Genomic DNA, 24,843 nt, shown 5'->3' with positions numbered 1-24,843 from the left:
CTGTCCTGATCGTCTGATCTTTGCTTCTCTGGCGAAAAGGTGTGAATCAGTCGCACCTCTCCCGTTGTCTTTGGCCGCGTTAAAAACCATATTCCGTCGGGTAGATAAAGCAAAATGCTTGCGTCAAACAGACGCTATTTTTGATCTGGATCAAACTCGGAAGGTCCCAACAGATGTCCAACGACCCGTTTCGCCCATTTGACAGCGCTGTTCCGCAGGACGAGGCGCTTGCGGTTTTGCAATCTGCCACCGCTGGGGCGGAAGACGGAGAGCTGTTTGTCGAGCGGCGGAAATCCGAGGCTTTGGTCTTTGATGACGGGCGCTTGAAGACAGCATCTTATGACGCATCCGAGGGGTTTGGCCTGCGGGCCGTACAGGGCGAGGTTGCCGGGTATGCGCATTCCACCGACGTCTCAATTCCGGCGCTGAAGCGGGCAGCCGAGACCGCGCGCCTGGCGGTTGGCGACGGCGGCGGCACGCTCGCCGACGGTCCCCGTCCCACCAATACCCGCCTTTATACGGACGAAGACCCGATTGAATCCGCTGATTTCCCGGTCAAGATCGAAACGCTGCGCGAGATCGACGCCTATGCCCGTGACATGGATCCCCGCGTCGTGCAGGTCAGTGCGACAATCGCCGCAGCCGTGCAAGAGGTCGAGATTTTGCGCCCGGACGGCGTACTGATGCGAGACGTGCGGCCAATGACCCGCCTCAATATCTCTGTCATCGTCGAACAGAACGGCCGTCGCGAAAGCGGCTCGGCCGGGGGTGGCGGGCGCGTCGGGCTTGACGGTTTGATCGACCCGGCAGACTGGCAGGACAAAGCACGCGAGGCATTGAGGATCGCCTTGGTCAATCTCGACGCGATCCCGGCCCCTGCCGGCGTGATGGAGGTCGCGCTTGGCCCCGGTTGGCCGGGCATCCTCTTGCACGAGGCAATCGGACACGGTTTGGAGGGGGACTTTAACCGCAAGGGAAGCTCGGCCTTTGCCGGTTTGATGGGACAGCAGATCGCATCCAAAGGCGTGACCGTCGTCGATGATGGCACGATCCCGGATCGTCGCGGGTCGATCTCCTTGGATGACGAAGGCACACCCAGTTCGCGCACGGTTCTGATCGAAGATGGCGTCCTGACCGGCTATATGCAGGATCGCCAGAACGCGCGCCTGATGGGCGTGGCCCCCACCGGAAACGGGCGGCGGCAAAGCTATGCACACAAACCCATGCCGCGGATGACGAACACGGTGATGCTGGGTGGCGACGCTGATCCGGCCTCTTTGGTGGCAGATATCAAAGACGGAATCTGGGCGGTTGGTTTCGGCGGCGGTCAGGTGGATATCACCAACGGCAAATTCGTGTTCTCCTGCACCGAGGCGTACCGCGTTGAAAACGGCAGGATCGGGGCACCGGTCAAAGGCGCGACCCTGATCGGCGACGGCCCATCGGCCCTTAAACGCATTCGGGGACTGGGCAACGACATGGCGTTGGATCCGGGCATGGGGACCTGTGGCAAAGACGGCCAGTGGGTGCCGGTCGGCGTGGGCCAGCCAACCGTTCTGATGGATGGCCTGACGGTCGGCGGATCGGCTGCGTAACCGGGAATCGCTTGGCGGGCAATCGAGAGCGCAGAGTTAACACTGTGCTTTCTGTCCGTCTGCGCATTAACATCCTGTCAGGCGACCGTGTCGAGGAAAGTGATTTTTATTTATTATATTTCAACGCGCTAGAAAGCTCTCAATAATAAAAGCCGAAAATTATCCGGATAATTTGAAGAGATTCACAAGCTGTTAACCCCGGCAATCGTAAACCAGTTCTGCAATCAGGCGGAGCATCGGATGACCGAAGAGCAGCATTCTTCCTATCACCCCACACTCCCACCCACCACGGAAGAGGATCAGTTTTCCTGGCTTCGCCTGTTGCGCTCTCGCAAGGTTGGTCCGGCGACGTTTCGTCGGCTGTTGCGGGAACATGGCTCGGCGCAGAACGCGCTGGCCGCGCTGCCGGAAATGGCACGCGCTGCCGGAATTGAAGGGTATGAAACCTGCCCGCCCGGCGTGATTGAGGCGGAACTCAAGGCCGCAAAAGCTGCGAACGCGCGCCTTTTGTGCCTTGGCTCCGCCGATTTTCCTGATGCGTTGAATGATTTATCCGACGCCCCGCCATTGCTTTGGGCGATTGGAGATACCTCCCTGCTTCAGCGTTGGTCGATTGGGATGGTCGGCGCGCGGAATTGTTCGTCCTTAGGTGCGCGGATGGCGCGGGCGCTTGCCACGGATCTCGGCAAGCAAGGCTATGTCGTTGTGTCCGGCCTGGCACGCGGTATTGATACAGCGGCCCATATGGCCGCGCTTGAAACGGGCACTGTCGCTGTGATGGCAGGCGGCGTGGATGTCGTCTATCCCACCGAAAACACTGTTTTGGCGGAAAAGATTGGCCAAACCGGATTGCGTGTCTCCGAACAGCCCATGGGCGTCACACCGCAGGCCCGACACTTCCCGCGCAGAAACAGAATTATCTCAGGTCTGGCACAAGCGGTTGTCGTCGTTGAAGCGGCAGCAAAGTCCGGCAGCCTGATTACGGCGCGGGATGCCTTGGACCAAGGGCGCGAGGTTCTGGCCGTGCCCGGCCACCCCTTCGATGCGCGGGCCGCGGGGTGCAACATGTTGATCCGGGACGGCGCGATATTGGTGCGAACCGCGGAAGACATCATTGAAGCGCTTCCGAAACAGGTAACAGCGCCTCAGGTTGAGGCCCCCGCCCCACCCATCGCAGTTGATGAACCAGCAATCACAGGTGCCGCGTTGCATAGTGCGATCTTGTCACTGTTAGGCCCCTCCCCGATTGCCGAAGATCAGTTGATCCGCGACATTGCTGCAACAGCCGGAGAAATAGGACCGGCTCTGATTGATCTGGAACTCGAAGGACAGATCCAGCGGCAGCCCGGCGGACTTCTGTCATTGTCTGCATAAATACCAACTCTGACGAGCGGTTCCTGCCCAAGCCCTTTTTGTGCACAGGCTACGTGATTGAAATAACAACATAACTTCTGTGTTCAAAGGAACGCATTGACAATTCGCCCTTGCCCTCCACATCTTGCACGATCATAGAAGGCGCCAATTCCGTCGAGCGAGGTTTTCCCTTAAATGCCTGTAGTTGTTGTAGAATCCCCTGCCAAGGCCAAAACAATCAACAAATATCTTGGCCCTGACTACACGGTGCTGGCCTCATATGGCCATGTCCGGGACTTGCCGCCCAAGGACGGATCCGTCGATACCGAGCATGAATTTGAGATGAAATGGGAGGTCGGCAACGACAGCCGCAAACATGTCAAAGCCATCGCCGATGCGCTGAAAGAAGACAACGCTTTGATTCTCGCGACTGACCCTGATCGTGAGGGTGAGGCTATCAGCTGGCACCTGCAAGAAGCCCTGACCAAGCGCCGCTCGATCAAGAAAGACACGCCCGTCAGCCGCGTGACCTTCAACGCGATCACCAAGGATGCGGTGACCGAGGCGATGCAGAACCCGCGCCAGGTCGACATGCCGCTGGTCGAGGCCTATCTGGCCCGCCGCGCGCTGGACTATCTGGTGGGTTTCAACCTGTCGCCGGTCCTGTGGCGCAAGCTGCCCGGCGCGAAGTCCGCCGGTCGCGTTCAGTCAGTCTGTCTGCGCCTAATCGTCGAGCGCGAGATGGAGATCGAGGCGTTCAAGCCAGTCGAATATTGGTCTGTGAAGGCAGTGTTCGAAACACCGCGCGGCCAGACTTATGAGGCACGCCTGGTCACACTGGCCGGTAAGAAACTGGACAAACATGATTTGGCCAACGCCACCCAGGCTGAATTAGCGGTGCAGGCCATTACCAGCCGCGCGCTGAGTGTTTCTTCGGTCGAAGCCAAGCCTGCCGCGCGCAACCCCAGCGCGCCCTTCATGACCTCTACCTTGCAGCAGGAAGCAAGCCGCAAGTTCGGAATGGGCGCGCGTCACGCGATGCAGGTTGCTCAACGCCTCTACGAGGCGGGCTACATCACATATATGCGGACCGATGGCATCGACATGGCGCCCGAGGCCGTGGCGGCCACCCGCGATACCATCACAGACCGTTACGGTGCAGAATACGTGCCGGACAGCCCGCGTATCTATAAAAACAAGGCCAAAAACGCCCAGGAGGCGCACGAATGTATCCGCCCGACGGATATGTCCCGCGATACCAAGGCCCTGAAGGTCACAGATGAAGATCAGCGCAAGCTGTATGACCTGATCTGGAAGCGTACCATTGCCTGCCAGATGGCTGCTGCGCGACTGGAGCGCACTACGGTCGAGATTGGCAGCGATGACGGCCAGATCGGCCTGCGCGCCACCGGTCAGGTTGTTCTGTTCGACGGGTTCATGCGCGTTTATGAAGAAGGCCGCGACGACGTGGCCGATGATGATGAAAAGCGCCTGCCGCAAATCATGCAGGGCGATCCAGCTCGGTTTGCCAAAACATCCCTGCGCGATCAGTTCACCAAAGCAACCAGCGAGGGCACTGAAAAGGCCGCGAAAGAGGCCATTCTATCCGAGAACGAATCTGTACTGGCCCTGCAGCACCACACTCAACCGCCGCCGCGCTACACCGAAGCTACGCTGGTCAAGCGGATGGAAGAGCTGGGGATCGGGCGACCGTCGACCTATGCCTCGATCGTGACCACGATTCAGGACCGGGAATATGTGCGCAAAGACAAGAACCGGCTGATCCCCGAGGAGAAGGGCCGGATCGTTACGATCTTCCTGCTGAACTTCTTCCGGCAGTACGTGGGGTATGAGTTCACCGCCAATCTGGAAGAACAATTGGACGACGTCAGCGCCGGTGGGCGTGACTACAAGGAGTTGCTGAGCAAGTTCTGGCGCGATTTCTCGGCTGCTATCGGCGAGACGTCCGAATTGCGGATCTCCGAGGTTCTGGACAAACTCGACGAAGCCCTGGCGCCGCAGCTTTATCCGCCGCGTGAAGACGGCTCGGACCCTCGTGTCTGTCCGAAATGTGGAATGGGTCAGTTGCACCTGAAGACGTCGCGCACCGGCGGGTTCGTTGGGTGTGGAAACTATCCTGAATGCACCTATACCCGCCCCATCGCCGGCGAAGGCGCTGAAGGCGAGGAACGTCTTCTGGGCGAAGATGCAGGGGATGATATCTGGCTGAAATCCGGCCGCTTTGGCCCCTATGTTCAGCGCGGCGAACCGACGCCCGAGAACAAAAAACCACCGCGCGCCTCACTACCGCGTGGCTGGAGCAAGGATGACATGGATCTGGACAAGGCGCTGACGCTGTTGTCCCTGCCCCGCCAGATTGGCGAACACCCAGAGGGTGGCATGATCAGCTCGAACTTTGGGCGGTTTGGTCCCTATCTGATGCATCAGTTGGCGGATGAGGCCAAGCCGGTCTACGCAAACCTCAAAGACCCCAACGACGTGTTTGAAATCGGCATGAACCGCGCTGTCGAGTTGCTGGCTGAAAAGCGCGCCAACCCCGGGCGGGGCCGTCGCGCAGCGGCAAAAGCGTTGAAGGAATTAGGCGAGCACCCAGATGGCGGCGCGATGCAGGTTCTGGATGGGCGCTATGGGCCATACGTGAAATGGGAAAAGGTCAACGCGACCATTCCAAAAGATATCAAGCCCGAGGACGTAACGCAGGAAATGGCCATCGAACTGGTCAACGAACGCGCAGCCAAAAAGGGCACCAAGAAAAAAGCGGCTCCGAAAAAGAAAGCTGCTGCCAAGAAGACGACCAAAAAGGCGGCCACCTAACGACTGGCTAGGTAGAAATACCACCTACCCCTTGGTTTCATTGACTTCCCCGTGACGTGGCGGCACAACCTGCGCCATCACCATGTCATTGGGGGAGTTTTCCATGAAGAAAGTCTATGCCAATGCCACCGAAGCACTCGATGGAGTGATTTCGGACGGCATGATGATCGCGGCGGGCGGTTTCGGCCTGTGCGGTATTCCCGAATTGCTGCTTGAGGCGATCAAGAACTCGGGCGCTCAAGATCTGACGTTTGCTTCGAACAACGCCGGCGTTGACGATTTCGGAATCGGCATCCTGTTGCAGACCAAGCAGGTCAAAAAGATGATCAGCTCTTACGTGGGTGAAAACGCCGAGTTCATGCGCCAATACCTGGCCGGAGAGCTGGAGCTGGAATTCAACCCGCAAGGAACCCTGGCCGAGCGCATGCGCGCCGGTGGCGCAGGCATCCCGGGGTTCTATACCAAGACCGGTGTGGGCACCGTGATTGCCGATGGTAAAGAGCACAAAGACTTCAATGGCGAGACTTACATCTTGGAAGAAGGCATCTTTGCCGATCTGGCCATTGTCAAAGCCTGGAAGGCCGATGACACCGGCAACCTGATCTTCCGCAAGACCGCGCGCAACTTTAACGTACCTGCTGCGACCTGTGGTAAGATCTGCATCGCCGAGGTCGAGGAAGTCGTGCCGCGTGGTTCGCTGGACCCCGATATGATCCACCTGCCCGGCATCTACGTGCATCGCATCATTCAGGGTCAGCACGAAAAGCGCATCGAACAACGCACCACCCGTAAGAAGGAGGAAGCATAATGCCCTGGGATCGCAATCAGATGGCCGCACGTGCGGCGCAAGAGCTGGAAGACGGCATGTATGTAAACCTTGGCATCGGTATTCCGACGCTGGTGGCAAACTATGTTGGTGACAAGGACATCACCCTCCAATCCGAGAACGGAATGCTGGGTATGGGCCCCTTCCCCTTTGAAGGCGAAGAAGACCCGGATCTGATCAACGCTGGCAAGCAGACGATCACGGAACTGTCCCGCACCGCCTATTTCGACAGTGCCACATCGTTTGCTATGATCCGCGGCGGTAAGATTGCGGCCGCCGTTCTGGGCGCGATGGAGGTCGATGAAGAAGGCGATCTGGCCAACTGGATGATTCCGGGCGTGCTGGTTAAAGGCATGGGCGGCGCGATGGACCTGGTTGCAGGTGTTCGTCGCGTGATCGTCGTGATGGATCACACCAACAAGCACGGCAAGTCCAAGCTGCTGAAGAAGTGCACCCTGCCATTGACCGGCAAGAAGGTGGTAAACCGCATTATCACCAACCTTGGCGTTCTGGACGTGGTTGATGGCGGCTTGAAGATCATCGAGATCGCCGAAGGCGTGACCGAAGATGAAATCCGCGCCGCGACCGAGGCCAACATCGTCAACTGATTCACACCAATGAAAAGGCCCACCAAATTCAGGTGGGCCGTTTTCAGTTCAGCGATTGGAATACACACCCATCTGTAATCAGCTGGGGCGGTGTCGAACACAACGCCCGCGCCACCTGAAACGCTGCAAGAACCTTGGGTACGTAATCACGGGTCTCTGCGTAAGGCGGGACGCCCTCGTGCTTACGTACGGCCCCTTCCCCTGCGTTATACCCCGCAAGGACGAGGATCGGGTCGTTACCGAATTCTTCCATCAGCCAGTTCAGGTACTTCACACCGCCCGCAATGTTTTGCGATGGCTGGGTACTGTCCTGAACCCCAAACCGTTTGGCGGTTGCGGGCATCAGCTGCATCAATCCTTGTGCCCCGGCCGAGCTTACAGCGTCGGTGCGCCCAGCGGACTCAACGGAAATGACCGCCAGAACCAATGCCGGTGAGACATTTGTTCCAACGGTCGAGCGCAGAATATCCACGCGGCGCTGTTGGGCGATGTTTTGCAGGGTCTGTAAACGGGGTGCCGCGACATTGATCGCAGCCAGCGCATTCATGGCATCGTGCAATCGTCCGGACCCGGCCTCGGCCAAGGACGGCGACACCCTTTCCCAGAAAGCCTTGTACGAACCAACCGGTTTTTTGCCCGCACCGGGAAGAGTTGGCGGTACGACACGCGTGCGCGCGATGATTTCAGGTTCGACCAATTCTACGCCCGTACTAGGGGCAGACGGGGTCTTCGCATGCTCATCGGGCGTGATCTGGACCGTGACGCGCGGTCGTGTGCCGGGCTTTGGGGCCTTGACCCGTTTGTAAACGCCTCTTGGCTCAACCTCGTTCGCCACGACTGGCACTGGGCCAGACAGCATCAACGCCGCCAAACCGGCGCAAGTCATTGCGAGCCGGAGATTCATTTGCCTGCCTCATGTTTTTCTTTTGGTTGATTTGAACCTCGAATCTGCCCGTAAAGCCAGAAAAACAACGTGAAATGGGGCAAATTCGCCTCATTTGCCGCAAATTTGCATCTGGCCGTCTAGACAACCTTTGCGTAGTGAAGTTTTTTATTGTTTTTTTTCAATTACTTACCAAAAAAACTACCAAAAAGTTAAACTTCATCAAAAAAAAATGGTGTTTGGCCCAATTCCTGCCACGCATAGCGGTCAATCATAGTGCCATACCGAGACGATCGGGAGCGGACTGAGAGAGGAAGCTCTGATAGACGCCGAGGTTTAATAGACTTTTTTAGATCCTTTAGGAGGGACGTAACATGATCAAGTTCATCAAGAACTTCCGCAAAGACGAAGACGGCGCCGTAACAGTAGACTGGGTCGTTCTGACCGCAGCAATCGTTGGCCTGGCATCGGTCGCCTATACCCAAATCGGTACCGGCACTCAGGCTGTTTCGAACAAAGTAGGTGCGACTCTGTCCGACGCGGCGACCAAAACCGCTTCATCGATCCCTGTCACTCCGCCGACCACGCCTTAATCTAAGCGCTTAGTCTTTGTGACTATTTTTCTCGGGGCTGGGTTGTTTGACTCGGCCCCGTAATTTTTCATGGCCCAGCATTGGAAACGATATGTTCAAAAGAACGATCCTATTCTGCAAACGTGAAGACGGGGCCGTGACGGTTGACTGGGTGGTTTTGACAGCCGCAATCGTGGGAATTGCCGCCGGTGTTTTCGTTGTTTTTCATCAACCAGTCCGAGACCTGGATGCCAGATCAGGTGCAGCCCTGAGTGGGATCGATGTCGCTGACGAAATTTCCGTGCGTTTCGACGCACCGGATTCGTGAACTCGCAATTGCTTAAATGTCCAAAAAAATTATTGGACGCGAAAATTTTCAAATATTGTCCCCCTTTTCGACACAATCTCCCTTTAGATCAGTGTTGATCTTCGTCGTAAATCTTTGACGAACTAACCAAATCGAATAACTAAGAGGGGACGCGAATGCGGCTAGTATTTGGACTTGTCCTGATTGTTGGGGTCGCTTTGGCCGGTGGGGCCGTCTACTTGGCAAGGGACTACATCAGTCAAACCCAAGCGGAACTTGAACGGGAAAGATTGGCGACTCAAAACGCGCTCGCAAATGTTAAGACCATTCCAACAGTCCCTGTCACGGTCGTTAACCGGGCCATGAAGTATGGGGAGCGTCTTGCGCCGGAAGATGTACGCATCGTGCAGTGGCCTGAGGACGCGATTCCCGAAGGGACTTTTTCGGATATGGCCGTTTTGTTTCCCACGGATGGGAGGGGCGAGCGGTTTATCCTTCGTACAATCGAAAAAGACGAAGCCCTTTTGGAAGTCAAAATTACCCAACCCGGTGAGTCGGCCGGCCTTACGTCTCGTCTTGAGAAAGGCATGCGCGCCTTCGCAATCAGTGTAGATGTTGCATCTGGTGTATCTGGCTTTTTGCGCCCAGGCGATAACGTCGACGTTTACTGGACCGGATCCCTAAGAGGTACTGGCGGCGAGGGAGAGATCACACGTCTAATCCAGACCAACATCGAACTTATCGCAATTGATCAGACCGCAGGATCGGACGTGACCGGCACAACTATTGCCAGGACGGTTACTGTCGCTATTACCCCGGAACAGGTCGCCGCTCTCGCCCAGGCACAGAACACCGGGCGGTTGTCACTGGCGCTGGTCGGTGCACAAGATGAGACTATTGCGACTGCGATTGAAGTGGACCAAAGAAAACTCCTGGGAATCGAAGAAGCAGCGCCCGCACCCGTCAAAGTCGAGAAACAGATTTGCACGGTTAAGGCGCGTCGTGGCGGCGAAATCGTCGATACCGGAATAATAACGCCCTGCACAAACTAGCGCGAAATCAAAACGTTAAAGCCACAAGCCGCGCCATCAGCGCGGCTTGTTTCGTTTCGAATGTTGCGCATTACCCACATAAGGAAAATTCCAGAAACCATTGATTATTGCAATAAAATCGTAATTCGCGCAGTGTTACCGCACATAAGGCATTAGACCTAAAACGAGGCGTGATCGGAGAGGCAGGTCACATGAAAATAAAATCTTGGTTCAACGCAACCCTTCTGGGGTTGGCGTTAGTTATCAGTTCGGCCAGCACTGCTGTCCAGGCTGAAACACTTCGCGTGGTTAAGAACGGTACGGCGGAAACGCTGGACGTTCCGATGAACCGCGCAATCGTCGTTGAAAGCGAAACACCTTTTGCGGAACTCAGCATTGCCAACGCAGGCATCGCTGACATTTCGTCGCTTTCTGATCGTACCATCTATGTTTTGGGTAAGGCACCTGGCCTGACCACGCTGACTTTGTTCGATGGGGCTGGCAACCTGCTGGCCAATGTTCGGGTCCGTGTTTCGCCGGATGTGTCTGAATTCAAAGAGAGATTGCGGCAGATTCTACCGGGTGAGCCAATCGAAGTGCGCACTGCCAACGACGGCATCGTTCTTTCTGGCACGATTTCCAGCTCGGCCAAATTGGCCCGTGCTCTGGAGCTTGCAGAACGTTACGCGCCCGAGCGGGTTTCGAACCTGATGTCCGTTGGCGGCGTTCAACAGGTTATGCTGAAAGTTCGCTTTGCCGAAATGAATCGGTCGGTTGCGAAAAGTCTGACTGCATCGTTGGGCTTTGGCGGCGGTGACGCTACGGGCGGCTTCAACACCCTGAACAGTGCAGGCGCTTTGGCGAACGCCCTCGCCGACAGAATTCCCTTCCAGCAGACAAATACAGGTGCCATCCTGTTTGGCTTTGGTGCCGGTTCAACGCAGGTACGCTTGTTGTTGGAGGCGCTCGAAACCAAAGGGCTCGCCCGTACTCTTGCAGAGCCCAACCTGTCAGCCCTGTCAGGTCAGGAAGCTGAATTCCTGGCGGGTGGCCAAGTCCCGATTCCTGTTCCTGCGGATGACGGCAACATTGCAATCGAATATCGGAACTTCGGTGTGCAGGTTCTCTTTACCCCTCGCGTGGTGGATGGTGATCTGATTAACCTTGAGTTAGGAACATCGGTCTCAACTATTGACCCGAACTCCAACTTCTCAATTGCAGGCAACAACGTGCCTACCTTTATCTCACGTCAAACAAAGACGACAGTTGAATTGCGAGACGGAGAGAGCTTTGCGATTGCAGGGTTGATTCAGGACAACTTCGCAGACCTGAACAGCCAAATCCCATGGGTCGGCGACATTCCTGTACTGGGTTCTTTGTTCCGCAGCGCGGAATACCAGCGTCAGCAATCTGAACTGGTTATCATCGTCACAGCCCATCTGGTATCACCCACCCGTGGTGAAGCCCTGGCCCTGCCGACAGACCGCGTCAAACCGCCTAGCGAGTTTGACCTGTTCTTGAACGGAAGAACGGCGCGAACCACACGCGTTGGTTCGGGTGCTGCGTCTGAAGTCGCCAAACAGGACTTTGGCAGCTCATACGGCTACATCCTGGAATGATTGAGAGGATAGGACCAATGCAAAAGTGGATCATAACACTGGGTCTGTCGGTCGCCGTTGCCGCGTGTACACGTGAAGCGGGGTACGAAGCTGACCAAGGCGCCTTTGGCAACGCAACTCTAAACAACGTTCAGGTCATGAACGGTGAGCTGACATACGCACAAATCCTGGGCCAGCGGTTTGCCGCAGAAGTGCCAACGCAGATCAATTTTGCGTTTAACAGTTCTCAGCTGGACGCTCAGGCGCAGCGGGTCTTGTTGCGGCAAGCGGCATGGATCAAGCAGTTCCCCGAAGCACGGTTCCGCGTTTACGGCCATACCGATGCCGTTGGCTCAACCGGGTATAACCAGTCGCTTGGGCAACGTCGTGCAAACGCAGCCGTTGCATTCCTGACGCAGCAAGGGATCTCGCGGTCGCGTTTGGAAGCTGTAGTTTCCTTCGGGAAAACGCGGCCTCTGATCGACACTCCGAACCGAGATCGCCGCAACAGGCGCACGGTCACCGAAGTGTCGGGCTTTTTGGATCGCAATCCGCTGGTTCTGGATGGCAAATACGCCGAAATCGTGTACCGCGAATACGTCGAAAGCGCCACGAGGGAAAGCTACATCCAGCGCGACGATGCTGGCGGCAGTGATGAATAATCCATAAGAAATGGGCGGCATCGTCGCCCATTTCCCTACAATTGGTTCTTTTGCGCCAAAATCTTGCCTAAGTTCCAAGCCATCTTTTCAACAATTAGGTGAAGTGCGGCCCGAATTGGCCGCGACCGGGCAACAGCGAACTGAACCGAACCAGACATGTTCGGGCAGTGAGCAGGCCCAGACGACGAGGATTGTGTGAATGACAAGCGCCAAAACGCATGATGACGGAACTGCCATTCTGGCCTGCACGATCAGCCGTGACGTCCAAAATTTTGATCTTCTGATCGAGGACATGGAAACCATTTTGGGCGAACGCTGGGGCGACCTTGGCTTCGCCGAAGCCCTGGCTTTTTTCAGCCAACCTGAGGCGGAAAGCCTTGAATTCGTTGCGCTTGCCATTGACGGAGAAGATGAGGACAACCTTTCTCTGATGGGCGAGATCATCTCGCAGGCCAAAGAGAAAAAGATCAAGATCGTACTGATCGCCGAAGACGTCACACCTGCATCTCTGCACCAACTACTTCGCAAGGGCGCGGACGAGTTTGTCCCCTACCCTCTTCCCGAGGGAGAGCTGCAGGAAGCCATCGAGCGCATGAACAAACCTGAGCCGGTAGCAGCGACTGCGGTTGCGACAGCTCCTGCCGCTCACGGTGATTCGAAGGAAGGCGCGCTGTTTGTGGTCCATGGGCTGGCAGGCGGTGTGGGATCAACGACTATGGCGGTCAATCTCGCCTGGGAGCTGGCAACTGCGTCAGACAAAGAGGCACCTTCTGTGTGCGTCATCGATCTGGATCTGCAATACGGCAGCGTGTCGACCTATCTGGACCTTCCCCGACGCGAAACCATATTTGAGATGCTGTCGGACACAAACTCGATGGACGACGATGTCTTCTCGCAGGCCCTACAAACCTATGAGGAAAAGCTTGAGGTCCTGACTGCACCGTCCGATATGGTTCCGTTGGACCTGATCACACCCGAAGACATCGAGCGCGTCATCGAAATAGCCCGCAGGAAATTCGACTACGTGGTTGTCGATATGCCGACAACCCTTGTTCATTGGTCGGAAACGGTTCTTCAGGCTGCACATGTGTACTTTGCCATGATCGAGCTGGATATGCGATCCGCTCAGAACGCGCTGCGGTTGAAACGCGCCCTTCAGGCCGAGGAACTGCCGTTCAACAAGCTCCGGTTCGCTCTGAACCGAGCCCCGAAATTCACTGACTTGAATGGCAAAGGCCGGGTCAAGCGAATGGGCGAAAGCCTGGGCATTTCAATTGACCTGCAATTGCCAGATGGTGGCAAACCCGTCATGCAAAGCGGTGATCACGGATTGCCGCTGGCCAAATCCGCCGCCAAAAACCCGCTGCGTCGGGAAATCGCAAAACTTGCAAAATCGCTTCACAGTTTGGGCAGCAGCAGCGCCGAGGCCGCGTAACCGTATTTCAGAGGGGTAGTCGCCGTGTTTTCAAGATACAAGAAGCAGCCAGCAGCGCAGCCGGTCGAGGCTGCTCCTACGCCTGAGGCTGCGGCACAAACGCCTGCTCCGAAAAAAGCATCCACTGAAAACGCCGTCGCCCGTCGCCCAATCCAAAAAAAGGCCGCTGAACCGGTCGCTTCGGACCGGGATCGCAAGCGCAAAGAGCGCCTGGGTGAAATCAAGATCGAGATGCACCGGGAACTGCTGGAAAACCTGAATCTTGCGGCACTTGAAAAGGCCGGAGAATCTGAACTTCGTGCAGAAATCAGCGCAATCTCGAGCGAAATCCTTGAATCTCGTGATATCGTTCTGAACCGCGAAGACCGGTCGCAGTTAAACAAGGAACTGTATGACGAAGTCACTGGTCTGGGGCCCCTTGAGACGCTGCTTCAAGACGACAGCGTCAACGACATCTTGGTAAACGGCCCTCAGCAGATTTTTGTCGAGCGGCACGGCAAGCTAGAAATCAGCGACGTCACGTTCAAGGACGAAAAGCACCTGATGCGGATCATCGACAAGATCGTATCCGCCGTGGGTCGTCGGGTCGATGAATCCAACCCTTATGTCGACGCCCGCCTAGCTGACGGGTCGCGTTTCAACGCAATGGTGCCACCTATCGCCGTTGACGGGTCGCTTGTTTCCATTCGTAAGTTCAAAAAAGACAAGCTGGCCATCGACGATCTGGTCAATTTCGGCGCATTTACCGAAGAAATGGCCGCCTATTTGCAGGCAGCTGTTTCAACGCGTCTGAATATCATCGTCTCGGGCGGTACAGGCTCGGGCAAAACGACGACGCTGAATGCCTTGTCCAGCTTTATTGATGACGCCGAACGCATCCTGACCATCGAGGATACGGCGGAACTTCAGCTGCAACAGACCCATGTGGGACGGATGGAAAGCCGCCCCCCTAACGTCGAAGGCAAAGGCGAAGTCAGCCCGCGCGACTGTCTTAAAAACGCTCTTCGTATGCGTCCTGACCGCATCATCGTTGGCGAGACGCGTGGCGCCGAGGTGATCGACATGCTGCAGGCTATGAACACCGGCCACGACGGTTCGATGACCACGATCCACGCCAACTCGGCCCGTGACGGGATTTCGCGTCTCGAAAACATGATCGCAATGGCCGGAATCGAGATGCCTCTCAAAGCGGTCCGCAGCCAAATCTCATCAGCTGTGAACCTGATCGTTCAGGCCAGCCGCTTGCAGGACGGCTCGCGTCGGATGACCTCGATCACCGAGATTACAGGGATGGAAGGTGACGTGATTTCGATGCAGGAAATTTTCAAGTTTCAACGCGTTGGTCTAACGCCGGACAACAAAATCATTGGCCATTTCACCGCGACCGGTGTGCGCAGCCACTATTCCGAACGCTTCCGCTTGTGGGGCTTTGATCTGCCTCCATCCATCTACGAACCTACGACCGTCTAAGGAGATCCGGATATGCAACTGCCCGTAGAGGCTCTTATCTATGTTGTGATCTTCGTCGGAGTTCTTCTCCTGGTCGAGGGCATCTATCTTGTGGCATTTGGCAAGTCCATCAGCCTGAACAGCCGCGTGAACCGGCGTCTGGATATGCTTGAGAAAGGCGTCGGACGCGAGCAGGTCCTGGAACAGCTGCGCAAGGAAATGCAGCAGCATATGAAAACCCAGAGCATCCCGCTCTATTCGCTGTTGGCCGACAAGGCGCAAAAGGCCGCAATCGCCTTTTCGCCACGCCAGTTGGTTATGATCATGGTGCTGGTTTCAGGCTTTGCTTATGTTGGGTTAAGTATCGGGACGGCCACGGATACCGTATTGCGGATTGCGCTTTCGATTGGGATCGGTGTCGGGGGTGTCTATGCTTGGGTGAACCACAAAGCCTCGAAACGTATGGGCCTGATGGAGGAACAACTACCCGACGCCGTTGAACTGATGGTTCGTTCTCTTCGCGTTGGTAACCCATTTGTCTCAACAATTCAGATTGTTGCGAGCGAAGTACAGGATCCGCTTGGAACGGAATTTGGTATCATCGCTGACGAATGCGCCTATGGCCGTGACGTGGGTGAAGCCCTAAAGGACATGGCAGAACGTCTGGGGATGCAAGATTTGCGCTTTTTGTCTGTTGCTGTCGGAATCCAACAACAGGCAGGCGGTAACCTGGCGGAAATTTTGGCGGGCTTGGCCCAAGTTATCCGTGCTCGATTTCGCCTGTTCCGGCGCGTTAAGGCGATCACTGCCGAAGCTAAATGGTCCGGCAAGTTTCTGTCTGGCTTCCCCCTTTTCTGCCTGTTGTTCATTCTGGTGAAAGATCCGGGCTACTATGACGAGGTTGTTGACCACGAGTGGTTCATTCCGATGTGCTTCTTTGTAGGCATCATGCTGACACTGAACCTGATCGTAATGCGCATTCTTACGAACATCAAAGTCTGAGGGCTTGAGTATGGAATTTCTGACCCAAATCAATGAAGTCCTGACCGAGCATTTGGGGCCGTTCGGACCACTTATTGTGGTTGGTGTTCTGGGGTTGTTTATGATTCTGGTGGCCGTGCCACTGATGTTGAACCAACCAGAGGACCCTCTCAAGAAACTGCAACGTTCAAATGCAGCGCCCAAGGAAGGCAAGAAAGGCAACAAGGACAAACTGCGACAAGCCAGTCGCAACGAGCAGCTTCAGAAATTTGCGAACTTCCTGGAACCACAGAATCAGGAAGAGCTGTCCGCGATGGAACTCAAGCTGCGCCAGGCGGGGTATCAATCCAAGGACGCGGTGCGCTTTTTCCACTTTGCCCAATTTGCCCTTGGTTTGGTCGGGGTCGCGATTGGTGTTCTGTTGGTCACGGTTTTCTCCGGTGGCCAAGAATTCACACCGACTCAAACGGCCACCCGCGTCTTGATCCCGGCATGTGCGTTCTACTTCCTCCCCCGCTATTGGATCACGCGACGCGTTGCCGAGCGAGAAGAAGCCATCGTCGCAGGGTTTCCCGATACTCTGGACCTGATGCTGGTCTGCGTGGAAGCCGGTCAGTCGCTGGATCAGGCAATCGTTCGGGTCGCGGCTGAGATGAAAGTCTCTTACCCGGATATCGCCCTAGAGTTCGAAGTCGTCGCGCACGAACTGAAGGCAGGTAAGGACAGGGACAGCGTTCTCAGAGACTTTGGCACACGTTGCGGTGTTCAGGACGTCAGCTCGTTCGTGACTGTTATGATCCAGTCGGCCACATTTGGTACATCAATAGCCGAAGCCCTGCGGGTTTATGCCGGTGAAATGCGTGACAAACGAGTGATGCGCGCCGAAGAGGCAGCGAATAAGTTGCCAACCAAAATGACACTTGCCACAATGATACTGACGGTGCCGCCGTTGCTGGTCATTCTGGTCGGCCCCTCGGCAAAAGGCATCGCGGACTTTGCAAACAGTGGATCCGGTGGATAACGTCCCGATGAATTCAAATTTCAGGTGTATCCGGTTTAGGCTACGCCGCACGTTTCAGGCCACCTTGGTTCTTGCCATGGTGGCCTCTTGTACAGAAACAGGCCTTTCGAACGATCTGGATGCTCCTGGCATCGACCCTAAGGCCGAAGCTGTTGATCCGGTTACAGTCGGAAACCGGCTGATGGCATCGGGCGAATATGAGCTGGCGCTGACATCCTTTTCTCGTGCCGCGCTGGATCAGGGGATGACAACGGAACTCCTGACCTCAATGGGGACTGCGAACCTGGGTCTCAGGCGTTTAGGGCAGGCAGAGGAACTGCTGCGCCGCGCAATTGAGGATGAGCCTGACTGGCCTATCGCGTGGAACAATCTTGGTGTTGTGCTGATGGAAAAGGCCGAATACCCCGAGGCAGAACAGATGTTCCGGCGCGCCTTTGCTTTGGACAATGGCGAAAGTGACGCAATCTTGGACAATCTACGCTTAGCACTCGCAAAAATGGAAAATCCTGTTAATACTACCCCGGAAAAACAAGAATATACACTGGAGCAGCAAGGCGACGGGCAATTCAAGCTGCGCAAGCTCCCGTAACATTGGCAAGAGCAGTAAGGGACGCAAAAAATGCGCCAGCAATTCTTGATTCCAACGATGGTAATCTGCGGGATGGTCCTGTCCGCCTGCGAAAAAGAAACCGAGGAAGAAAAGGTCGAACGCACCTATCAGGAGGTGGACGTCATTGACGAAACCAACCTGAGCGAGGTTCTTCTGACCGCGGCTGACCCGAACGAGGCTGTGACCTATTTCAAAGGTGCTGCTGCAAAAAACCCCGGCCGGATCGACCTGCAACGGGGCCTCGCGATTTCTCTTACGCGCGCCAAACGCACGACCGAGGCCGCTTCGGCGTGGAAAAAAGTGACAACCATGAAGGGCGCGAGCAACGTCGACCGGGTCGAATACGCCGCGGCATCGGTCCGCGCAGGTGACTGGTCGACCGCCAAGTCGACGCTGGATTCTGTTCCTCCAACCTATGAGACATTCCAACGTTACCGCCTTGAGGCGGTCGTTGCAGACTCTCGCAAAGACTGGAAACGCGCAGATCACTTTTACGAAACAGCCGTCGGTCTGACCACGCGCCCTGGCAGCGTTATGAACAACTGGGGCTACTCCAAGCTGTCACGCGGTGACTACGCGGATGCGGAAAGGCTGTTTTCTGAAGCTATCCGTCAGGACAAATCGCTGTTCACAGCCAAGAACAACCTTGTGCTGGCCCGGGCCGCGCAGGGCAACTATAACATGCCGGTTGTTCCTCTGACACAGGTTGAGCGGGCCATGTTACTGAATACAATGGGCATTTCTGCAATCAAGCAAGGCGACATCACAACGGCCAAGAACCTGTTCCGCGAAGCCATTGCAACCCACCCGCAGCACTATGAGGAAGCCGTTCGATCGCTTCGCGCGCTTGAAGAGGCCTGATTCATGAATATCCCTGCGACGGCAGCCGCATGGTTTTTGCCATTTGTGTTGCCGATCTGCTTGTACGTAGCCTTCACTGATCTGCGTAGCATGTTGATCAAAAATCACGCCGTGATCGCTTTGGTCGCGATTTTTGCTGTTGTCGGATTGATTGTGCTGCCACCTTGGTCCACCGAGTGGACGACCGGCGGCGTTGGTCCGATTGCCCTGACGCTGCCGCCCTATCTATGGCAATTGCTGCACATCTTTGTCGTTCTGTTTTTTGGCATCCTCCTCAACGCGGCTGGGGTTATGGGCGCAGGTGATGCCAAGTTTCTAGCGGCCGCCTCGGCCTTTGTCTGGGCCGGTGACTATCTGCTTATGACGCTGATCGCCACTTGTGCCATGCTTGGTGCATATGTGACACATCGGCTGGCCAAACACACGCGCCTTAGGGCAATTGCCCCGGACTGGGAAAGCTGGGATCGGGGCAAGAAATTCCCGATGGGTTTTCCGTTGGGGGCCAGCCTGGCGATCTATCTGATTCTCGGTACTGTTTCCGGCTCATAAACTATCATCAGTCCGCCTTTTCAGTGCCTTGGTGCTGACACAAACCAGGTTAAGATTTTAGGCAAGTGGCCCGTGTGGGGCTTTTGGCGTGATTAGTGGATAGACGGGCAACGCTCATGAATATGCAGACGACCTCGGTTATGGCCCCCCCTGCCCCTAAGGGTATGGCCGAAATGAAACTGCCCATCGTGATGATGCGGGACATTCTGCTTAAGACGATATTCCGAAAGAACGTGGATACGGTCACGGAAATCGCGGAAGCGGTCTGTTTGCCAGGTGCGGTCACGCAAGAACTTGTGGACATTGCCCGCGAACAAAAGCTGCTCGAAGCGACCGGCACACTGAACGCCAACAGTGGCAACGAGATGGGCTATCAGCTTACCGATGCCGGCAAAGCCCGCGCTCTGGACGCGCTGAGCCAATCTGAGTACTTCGGCGCCATGCCGGTTCCGCTGGACGTCTACCGGGAACAGGTCAAGCGTCAGTCTATCCGAAATATTCAAGTGACCCGCGATCAGCTAACGGGCGCCATGGGGCATCTGGTTCTGCCCAACAGCCTGCTGGACCATCTGGGCCCCGCGGTCAGCGCTGGCAGATCCATTCTGATGTATGGCCCTCCGGGAAACGGTAAGTCCTCAATCTCGAACGGTATTCGCGACGCGTTAGGGGACAACGTCTATGTACCTCGTGCCATCGAGTATGCCGGTCAGGTCATCACCGTTTATGACCCGATCGTCCACACTGCGATCGAGCAGGAAGCAGATGACCCCAACAGTCTCCGCCGCCGCAAACGGTTCGACACACGCTATGTTCAATGCGAACGCCCGACCGTTGTAACGGGCGGTGAACTGTCGCTTTCCATGCTGGATTTGGTCTACAACCCGACTGCACGCACCTATCAGGCGCCGCTTCAACTGAAATCAACCGGCGGCATCTTTATCGTGGACGACCTTGGTCGTCAGCAGGAACCGCCACAAGCGCTGGTCAACCGTTGGATTGTTCCTCTGGAAGAGAACAAGGATATTCTTGGCCTCCAATCAGGCGAAAAATTCGAGGTTCCCTTTGACACATTGGTCATCTTCTCGACCAACTTCCACCCGAACGAGATCTTCGACCAAGCGGCCCTGCGCCGGATCTTCTTCAAGATCAAGATCGGTGGTCCGGTTCAAGAAGACTTCCTGAAAATTTTCGCAATGGTGGCGCGAAAACGCGGCATGCCGCTGGATGAATCCGCTCTGGTGCATTTGCTGAAGGTCAAATACCCGACCATCAACAACGTCTACGCCAACTATCAGCCGATCTTCCTGATCGACCAGATGATCTCGATCTGCGAGTTCGAGGGCATCCCCTATCAGATGAGCCCCGACCTGATTGACAGGGCCTGGGCCAACATGTTCGTTAAAGACGAGACTATCGTAAAATAACGCCGTGCCATTTCCGGGACAGGCCGGGTAGTCTGCGTTCATGACGCAGATTCCCGCCCGGATCACGGCTTGGTTTGACACCAAAGGCTGGTCCATCCACCCACATCAGCAAGAGATGTTTGACCGGGCTGCGGACCCGGCCACTTTGCTCATTGCGCCAACCGGCGGTGGCAAGACGATGGCCGGTTTCCTGCCGACGCTGGCCGAACTGGCGGAAAATGATCACCCCGGCCTGCATACGCTCTATGTTTCGCCGCTCAAAGCGTTGGCCGCCGACATTCGCCGCAACCTGCGCGGCCCGGCGGATGAAATCGGTCTGCCCATTCGCATTGAAGACCGAACAGGCGATACCACGGCCACGCAAAAGAAACGGCAGCGCGTGGACCCTCCACATATCCTGCTGACCACGCCTGAAAGCCTGGCTTTGCTGACCTCTTACGAGGATGCGCCAAGGATGTTTGCAGGGGTACAGCGCGTGATCGTGGACGAGATTCACGCCCTGGCAGAAAGCAAACGTGGCGATCAGTTGATGTTGGCGCTGGCCCGTTTGCAAAGCTTGTGCCCTGACCTGCGACGCGTCGGCCTGTCGGCCACAGTCGAAGACCCAAAAGCCATCGCACAGTTTCTGGCCCGTAACCCTGATCCATGTCAGATCATTCAGGCAGACCCCGGCCCCGATCCCGACATCCGAATGCTTGAGACGCAAGAGATGCCGCCCTGGTCCGGTGGAGGGGCGGCCTATTCGATCCCTGCGGTGCTGGATCAGATCAAACAACACAAAACCACGCTTATCTTTCACAACACCCGCGCGCAGGCCGAAATATTCTTTCACAACATTTGGCTTGCCAATGATGACGGGCTGCCCATTGGCATTCACCACGGCAGCCTAGATCGGCAACAGCGCGAACGGGTCGAGGCTGCGATGGTCCGCGGTGACCTACGCGCCATTGTTTGCACCGGCAGTCTGGATCTGGGCATCGACTGGGGCGATGTGGATCTGGTGATCCAGATTGGCGCGCCCAAGAACGTCAAGCGTCTGGTGCAGCGGATTGGTCGTGCCAACCACCGCTACAACGCCCCGTCCAAAGCCCTTTTGGTGCCAGCGAACCGGTTCGAAGTGGTCGAGTGCGTCGCCGCATTGGAGGCTGCAAAGGCGCATGATCTGGATGGCGAACCGCGCGGACGGGGCCCAAGGGACGTGTTGTGCCAGCATATGCTCATCGCCGCTGCGGCGGGCCCGTTCGATGCAGACGCCCTGTTCACCGAAATGACAACAGCAGGGCCATTTTCTGACCTCAGCCGCGCTGAGTTCGACGCCTGTTTGGATTTCTGTGCAACCGGTGGCTATGCGCTGCGCGCCTATGATCGCTGGCAGCGGCTGTTGCAGCGCCCCGACGGCCAATGGCAGCTAAGAGACCCGCGGGCTGCACAGCGTATTCGCATGAATCTGGGCACGATACAGGACACTGACACGCTGAAAGTCCGCCTAAAGCGCAATCGTGGGGGCAAACCGCTGGGTGAGGTCGAGGAGGCATTTGCAGCCTCTCTGACGCCCGGAGATACCTTCCTGATAGGCGGGCAGATCGTCCGCTATGAGGGGCTGCGAGAAATGGTGGTCGAGGTCAGCCGTCGGGCCGACAAGAAACCCAAGATCGCCACGTTCTCGGGTACAAAGTTCGCGACCTCGACCCAACTCAGCGATCGTATCCTGCGCATGTTCGCTCAAACCGACTGGCCGCAATTGCCTGCACACACAGCCGAGTGGCTTGCCCTGCAGCGAGATATGTCCCGATTGCCGCAGCGTGATCGCTTGCTGATCGAGAGTTTCCCCAATGATGGCCGTGAACATCTTTGTGTTTACGGCTTTGCCGGTCGCAATGCCCAGCAAACCCTTGGCCTTTTGTTGACCAAACGGATGGAGGAAACCGGGCTTGCCCCGCTTGGTTTCGTTTCCACCGACTATGCGACGCTGATTTGGGGCTTGGACGCAGTGACCGACCCGCGCCCTCTGTTCCAACTGGACGAATTGCGTGACGGGCTTGAGACATGGCTGGCGGGCAACGCTGTCATGAAACGCACTTTTCGCGCCTCTGCCACAATCGCAGGCCTGATCGAACGCAATACAGGCGGGCAACGCAAGAGCGGGCGTCAGGCTACGTTTTCGTCGGACATCCTTTACGACACGTTGCTTAAATATGACCCCGACCACCTGCTGATGCAGATCACCCGCGAGGAAGCAATGCGCGGCCTGGTCGATTTTGGGCGTATCGAGGCGATGATCGAACGCATTGGCGACCGGATCGATCTGGTTCGGCTTGATCGGGTCTCTCCGCTTGCTGCTCCGTTGTTTCTGGAGGTTGGCAAGGTACCAGTCAAAGGTGCCGCCGAAGAACGCCTGTTGGCCGAGGAAAGCGCCCGGTTGCTACAGGCTGCGGGACTGGACACGAAGTAAATCAGGTTGCGCCAGAGGTCAAAACAGGCAAAGAACGTACCATGAACGATTTGGCGTTTTCCTTTGTTGATCAAGACCTGCGCGCTCTGGGAACTGGTGCGTTGTGGTGGCCAAGCCGGAACCTGCTATGCGTCAGCGATCTGCATCTTGGCAAATCCGAACGTATGGCGCGACGCGGTGGTCCCTCACTTCCGCCTTATGACAGTCAGGACACCCTGACCAGGCTGGCCGTAGACATCGACAGAACCGGCGCGCAAACTGTCATCTGTCTGGGCGATAGCTTTGACGATCTGGATGCGTTGACTGCATTGGGCACCACCGAGAAGCTTTCGTTGACGGCCCTTCAGGCAGGCCGACAATGGATTTGGATCGAAGGAAACCACGACCCGGGCCCAATAGATCTGGGCGGAACACATCTGGCTGAATACACGGTGGGTCCGCTGGTTTTCCGACATATCGCCCTACTTGGTGCGCAAGGTGAAGTCTCGGGTCACTACCATCCCAAAACCCGCATCAGGGCACGCGGTCGGACGATCACACGCCCGGCGTTTTTGCTGGACAATGCACGGCTTATCCTACCGGCCTATGGCACCTATACAGGCGGGCTGCGAAGTTCCGAGAAGGTTCTAAGTGACTTGATGAGCGACCGGGCAATGGCCATCCTGACCGGCCCTCATCCGCAAATCATCCCAATGCCACGCTAAGATCATATCAGCCCATCATCCTCGAGCTTCGGCTTGTACTTCCGGCTGACTGGTATCAGGTCACCATTCACCAGCTTCAAGTAAATTCTGTCGGCTACTTTCTCAGTGGCTGCAACTGCTTCATCCACGACCCAGTGAGAGCGGTGCGCACAGTGCCCGCGCAAGGGCTCCATTTCCCCAACCGCATCAGAGAGCCGTAACCGGATCGCAAAGGTGCCCTCAGATGTGACCACATCCACATAGTGATTGCGCGAGCTCAGGCGATAAATCTGCCCCTGAAAAGACGCAGGCAACCGTCGCGCAAGCCGCGGTGCCGGGGATGATAGTGGTGCGCTTTTGCGTTCCGCTCGGCTGGTCAGTATTAGGCCAGCAGTAAACAAGGCGCTGTATCCTATAACCTGCGGGATGCCGGGTGCAGAGTGGCCCCCAATGGAAAACAGAACCACGCCCAGCAACCAAAGGGACGGGATAAACAACAGCAGAACAAACAGGGCGATTGCCAGGTCACGCACCGGCAGGTTCAGAACAGTCCCGGTTTCGCGGATCAGTTTTCGGGCCATCCAGGTCGACGTCACAGCGATGCCCATCACCCCGAACCAAAATAAGAAGCATATGACAAATGGCAAATCAGACATCTGGAATGGCGGAAAAGCGTAAGCCAGCATAGGAAGGAAGAACGCTCCGGCCACCACACGTTGTGGGCTGCACAGGCTTAAGATGGGTCTTAGCTTTGAAGTCATACCATATCAAAAACCGCTTTCAGGGGCCCAGCCAAAAGCCCCGGAAAGCTAACATTCACACACTGTAAACGGCTGGGATATCCCGGCTACCACGCGCCATTCAGACATTCAAACCTTAAAGTGGGGAAATTTAGCCCGTTGACATCATGGTCAAATTTGGCGCTTGGACAATTTACCGGTGCGTTAGGGCGCATTTTGCGCCCCAACAAAATAGCTCAGGCTGTGAGGCCTTCTGGTTCTGGCAGTTTGTTTGCGCGGCAGGCGGCGGTGAGTGTGTTGGCCAGCAGGCAGGCGATGGTCATGGGGCCGACACCTCCGGGGACCGGGGTGATGGCGCCGGCGCGTGC

Annotated in this window: 22 protein-coding genes and 1 pseudogene; 20 read left to right on the top strand and 3 right to left on the bottom strand. The window is 56.4% G+C overall.

Annotated elements, in window-relative coordinates; all coding sequences use genetic code 11:
• Positions 1-173: 173 nt before the first annotated feature.
• The 5 genes from tldD (at position 174) to AC2FFP_RS16135 (ending at position 7,217) form a co-directional block, all read left to right on the top strand.
• A complete protein-coding gene (gene tldD / locus AC2FFP_RS16155) occupies positions 174-1,595 on the top strand; it encodes a metalloprotease TldD (RefSeq protein ID WP_496768127.1) in 1,422 nt (473 codons plus the stop codon).
• Between the two features lie 240 nt (positions 1,596-1,835).
• Positions 1,836-2,969, top strand: a complete 1,134-nt coding sequence (gene dprA, locus AC2FFP_RS16150) for a DNA-processing protein DprA (protein WP_496768125.1) — start codon at positions 1,836-1,838, stop codon at positions 2,967-2,969.
• 174 nt (positions 2,970-3,143) lie between these two features.
• A complete protein-coding gene (gene topA, locus AC2FFP_RS16145) occupies positions 3,144-5,783 on the top strand; it encodes a type I DNA topoisomerase (RefSeq protein WP_496844716.1) in 2,640 nt (879 codons plus the stop codon).
• Positions 5,784-5,886: 103 nt separating this feature from the next.
• Positions 5,887-6,591 (top strand): CoA transferase subunit A, encoded by a 705-nt coding sequence (locus AC2FFP_RS16140; RefSeq protein ID WP_496768122.1) that lies wholly within the window; start codon positions 5,887-5,889, stop codon positions 6,589-6,591.
• Positions 6,591-7,217, top strand: a complete 627-nt coding sequence (locus AC2FFP_RS16135; protein WP_058276937.1) for a CoA transferase subunit B — start codon at positions 6,591-6,593, stop codon at positions 7,215-7,217. Before AC2FFP_RS16140 ends, AC2FFP_RS16135 begins: the two co-directional genes overlap by 1 nt.
• A gap of 43 nt (positions 7,218-7,260) precedes the next feature.
• Here AC2FFP_RS16135 and AC2FFP_RS16130 read toward each other — a convergent pair whose 3' ends face one another.
• Positions 7,261-8,121, bottom strand: a complete 861-nt coding sequence (locus AC2FFP_RS16130; RefSeq protein ID WP_496736731.1) for a lytic transglycosylase domain-containing protein — start codon at positions 8,119-8,121, stop codon at positions 7,261-7,263.
• A gap of 353 nt (positions 8,122-8,474) precedes the next feature.
• Between AC2FFP_RS16130 and AC2FFP_RS16125 the strand changes: the two genes are divergently transcribed.
• From AC2FFP_RS16125 to pdeM, 15 genes are all read left to right on the top strand, one after another.
• Complete coding sequence (locus AC2FFP_RS16125) at positions 8,475-8,693, top strand: Flp family type IVb pilin (RefSeq protein ID WP_496725986.1); 219 nt, start codon at positions 8,475-8,477, stop codon at positions 8,691-8,693.
• 91 nt (positions 8,694-8,784) lie between these two features.
• Positions 8,785-9,000: a hypothetical protein gene (locus AC2FFP_RS16120; protein ID WP_496725985.1), complete on the top strand. Its 216-nt coding sequence runs from the start codon at positions 8,785-8,787 to the stop codon at positions 8,998-9,000.
• Between the two features lie 155 nt (positions 9,001-9,155).
• Positions 9,156-10,031 (top strand): Flp pilus assembly protein CpaB, encoded by an 876-nt coding sequence (gene cpaB, locus AC2FFP_RS16115; RefSeq protein WP_496881238.1) that lies wholly within the window; start codon positions 9,156-9,158, stop codon positions 10,029-10,031.
• Between the two features lie 191 nt (positions 10,032-10,222).
• A complete protein-coding gene (locus AC2FFP_RS16110; RefSeq protein WP_496725983.1) occupies positions 10,223-11,629 on the top strand; it encodes a type II and III secretion system protein family protein in 1,407 nt (468 codons plus the stop codon).
• Between the two features lie 17 nt (positions 11,630-11,646).
• The gene (locus AC2FFP_RS16105) at positions 11,647-12,270 is read left to right on the top strand and encodes an OmpA family protein (RefSeq protein ID WP_496725982.1); all 624 of its coding nucleotides are present in this window, start codon (positions 11,647-11,649) and stop codon (positions 12,268-12,270) included.
• A gap of 199 nt (positions 12,271-12,469) precedes the next feature.
• A complete protein-coding gene (locus AC2FFP_RS16100) occupies positions 12,470-13,705 on the top strand; it encodes a CpaE/TadZ family protein (RefSeq protein ID WP_496725981.1) in 1,236 nt (411 codons plus the stop codon).
• Between the two features lie 24 nt (positions 13,706-13,729).
• Positions 13,730-15,175: a TadA family conjugal transfer-associated ATPase gene (locus AC2FFP_RS16095; protein WP_496725980.1), complete on the top strand. Its 1,446-nt coding sequence runs from the start codon at positions 13,730-13,732 to the stop codon at positions 15,173-15,175.
• A gap of 12 nt (positions 15,176-15,187) precedes the next feature.
• A complete protein-coding gene (locus AC2FFP_RS16090) occupies positions 15,188-16,156 on the top strand; it encodes a type II secretion system F family protein (RefSeq protein WP_496725979.1) in 969 nt (322 codons plus the stop codon).
• A 10-nt stretch (positions 16,157-16,166) separates the two neighbouring features.
• The gene (locus AC2FFP_RS16085; protein WP_496725978.1) at positions 16,167-17,156 is read left to right on the top strand and encodes a type II secretion system F family protein; all 990 of its coding nucleotides are present in this window, start codon (positions 16,167-16,169) and stop codon (positions 17,154-17,156) included.
• Between the two features lie 7 nt (positions 17,157-17,163).
• Positions 17,164-17,745 (top strand): tetratricopeptide repeat protein, encoded by a 582-nt coding sequence (locus tag AC2FFP_RS16080; protein ID WP_496740612.1) that lies wholly within the window; start codon positions 17,164-17,166, stop codon positions 17,743-17,745.
• Between the two features lie 30 nt (positions 17,746-17,775).
• Positions 17,776-18,627, top strand: coding sequence for a tetratricopeptide repeat protein (locus tag AC2FFP_RS16075; RefSeq protein ID WP_496725976.1), 852 nt, complete (start codon positions 17,776-17,778; stop codon positions 18,625-18,627).
• 3 nt (positions 18,628-18,630) lie between these two features.
• Positions 18,631-19,176, top strand: a complete 546-nt coding sequence (locus AC2FFP_RS16070; protein WP_496740614.1) for a prepilin peptidase — start codon at positions 18,631-18,633, stop codon at positions 19,174-19,176.
• A gap of 116 nt (positions 19,177-19,292) precedes the next feature.
• Positions 19,293-20,600 carry a DUF8689 domain-containing protein gene (locus tag AC2FFP_RS16065; protein ID WP_496725974.1) on the top strand — a complete coding sequence of 436 codons (1,308 nt, stop codon included), beginning with the start codon at positions 19,293-19,295 and terminating at the stop codon, positions 20,598-20,600.
• Positions 20,601-20,640: 40 nt separating this feature from the next.
• Positions 20,641-23,052 carry a ligase-associated DNA damage response DEXH box helicase gene (locus AC2FFP_RS16060; RefSeq protein WP_496844714.1) on the top strand — a complete coding sequence of 804 codons (2,412 nt, stop codon included), beginning with the start codon at positions 20,641-20,643 and terminating at the stop codon, positions 23,050-23,052.
• Positions 23,053-23,093: 41 nt separating this feature from the next.
• Entirely contained in the window at positions 23,094-23,756 is a 663-nt protein-coding gene (gene pdeM / locus AC2FFP_RS16055) for a ligase-associated DNA damage response endonuclease PdeM (protein WP_496725972.1), read from the top strand.
• Between the two features lie 2 nt (positions 23,757-23,758).
• Here the strand turns inward: pdeM and AC2FFP_RS16050 are convergent, their stop codons facing one another.
• Positions 23,759-24,343 (bottom strand): LytTR family DNA-binding domain-containing protein, encoded by a 585-nt coding sequence (locus AC2FFP_RS16050; RefSeq protein WP_496725971.1) that lies wholly within the window; start codon positions 24,341-24,343, stop codon positions 23,759-23,761.
• Between the two features lie 368 nt (positions 24,344-24,711).
• A pseudogene (locus tag AC2FFP_RS16045) lies at positions 24,712-24,843 on the bottom strand (bifunctional methylenetetrahydrofolate dehydrogenase/methenyltetrahydrofolate cyclohydrolase); the annotation flags it as partial.

The sequence above is a fragment of the Ruegeria sp. YTSC004 genome, from assembly GCF_059609805.1.
The sequence above is the reverse complement of the archived record's forward strand: the minus strand, read 5'-3'. Positions and strand labels throughout refer to the sequence as shown.

Bases quoted from the DNA above. Each gene is read 5' to 3' on its own strand.
- tldD (WP_496768127.1), top strand. From the start codon at position 174: ATGTCCAACGACCCGTTTCGCCCATTTGACAGCGCTGTTCCGCAGGAC.
- dprA (WP_496768125.1), top strand. From the start codon at position 1,836: ATGACCGAAGAGCAGCATTCTTCCTATCACCCCACACTCCCACCCACC.
- topA (WP_496844716.1), top strand. From the start codon at position 3,144: ATGCCTGTAGTTGTTGTAGAATCCCCTGCCAAGGCCAAAACAATCAAC.
- AC2FFP_RS16140 (WP_496768122.1), top strand. From the start codon at position 5,887: ATGAAGAAAGTCTATGCCAATGCCACCGAAGCACTCGATGGAGTGATT.
- AC2FFP_RS16135 (WP_058276937.1), top strand. From the start codon at position 6,591: ATGCCCTGGGATCGCAATCAGATGGCCGCACGTGCGGCGCAAGAGCTG.
- AC2FFP_RS16130 (WP_496736731.1), bottom strand. From the start codon at position 8,121: ATGAATCTCCGGCTCGCAATGACTTGCGCCGGTTTGGCGGCGTTGATG.
- AC2FFP_RS16125 (WP_496725986.1), top strand. From the start codon at position 8,475: ATGATCAAGTTCATCAAGAACTTCCGCAAAGACGAAGACGGCGCCGTA.
- AC2FFP_RS16120 (WP_496725985.1), top strand. From the start codon at position 8,785: ATGTTCAAAAGAACGATCCTATTCTGCAAACGTGAAGACGGGGCCGTG.
- cpaB (WP_496881238.1), top strand. From the start codon at position 9,156: ATGCGGCTAGTATTTGGACTTGTCCTGATTGTTGGGGTCGCTTTGGCC.
- AC2FFP_RS16110 (WP_496725983.1), top strand. From the start codon at position 10,223: ATGAAAATAAAATCTTGGTTCAACGCAACCCTTCTGGGGTTGGCGTTA.
- AC2FFP_RS16105 (WP_496725982.1), top strand. From the start codon at position 11,647: ATGCAAAAGTGGATCATAACACTGGGTCTGTCGGTCGCCGTTGCCGCG.
- AC2FFP_RS16100 (WP_496725981.1), top strand. From the start codon at position 12,470: ATGACAAGCGCCAAAACGCATGATGACGGAACTGCCATTCTGGCCTGC.
- AC2FFP_RS16090 (WP_496725979.1), top strand. From the start codon at position 15,188: ATGCAACTGCCCGTAGAGGCTCTTATCTATGTTGTGATCTTCGTCGGA.
- AC2FFP_RS16085 (WP_496725978.1), top strand. From the start codon at position 16,167: ATGGAATTTCTGACCCAAATCAATGAAGTCCTGACCGAGCATTTGGGG.
- AC2FFP_RS16080 (WP_496740612.1), top strand. From the start codon at position 17,164: ATGAATTCAAATTTCAGGTGTATCCGGTTTAGGCTACGCCGCACGTTT.
- AC2FFP_RS16075 (WP_496725976.1), top strand. From the start codon at position 17,776: ATGCGCCAGCAATTCTTGATTCCAACGATGGTAATCTGCGGGATGGTC.
- AC2FFP_RS16070 (WP_496740614.1), top strand. From the start codon at position 18,631: ATGAATATCCCTGCGACGGCAGCCGCATGGTTTTTGCCATTTGTGTTG.
- AC2FFP_RS16065 (WP_496725974.1), top strand. From the start codon at position 19,293: ATGAATATGCAGACGACCTCGGTTATGGCCCCCCCTGCCCCTAAGGGT.
- AC2FFP_RS16060 (WP_496844714.1), top strand. From the start codon at position 20,641: ATGACGCAGATTCCCGCCCGGATCACGGCTTGGTTTGACACCAAAGGC.
- pdeM (WP_496725972.1), top strand. From the start codon at position 23,094: ATGAACGATTTGGCGTTTTCCTTTGTTGATCAAGACCTGCGCGCTCTG.
- AC2FFP_RS16050 (WP_496725971.1), bottom strand. From the start codon at position 24,343: ATGGGCATCGCTGTGACGTCGACCTGGATGGCCCGAAAACTGATCCGC.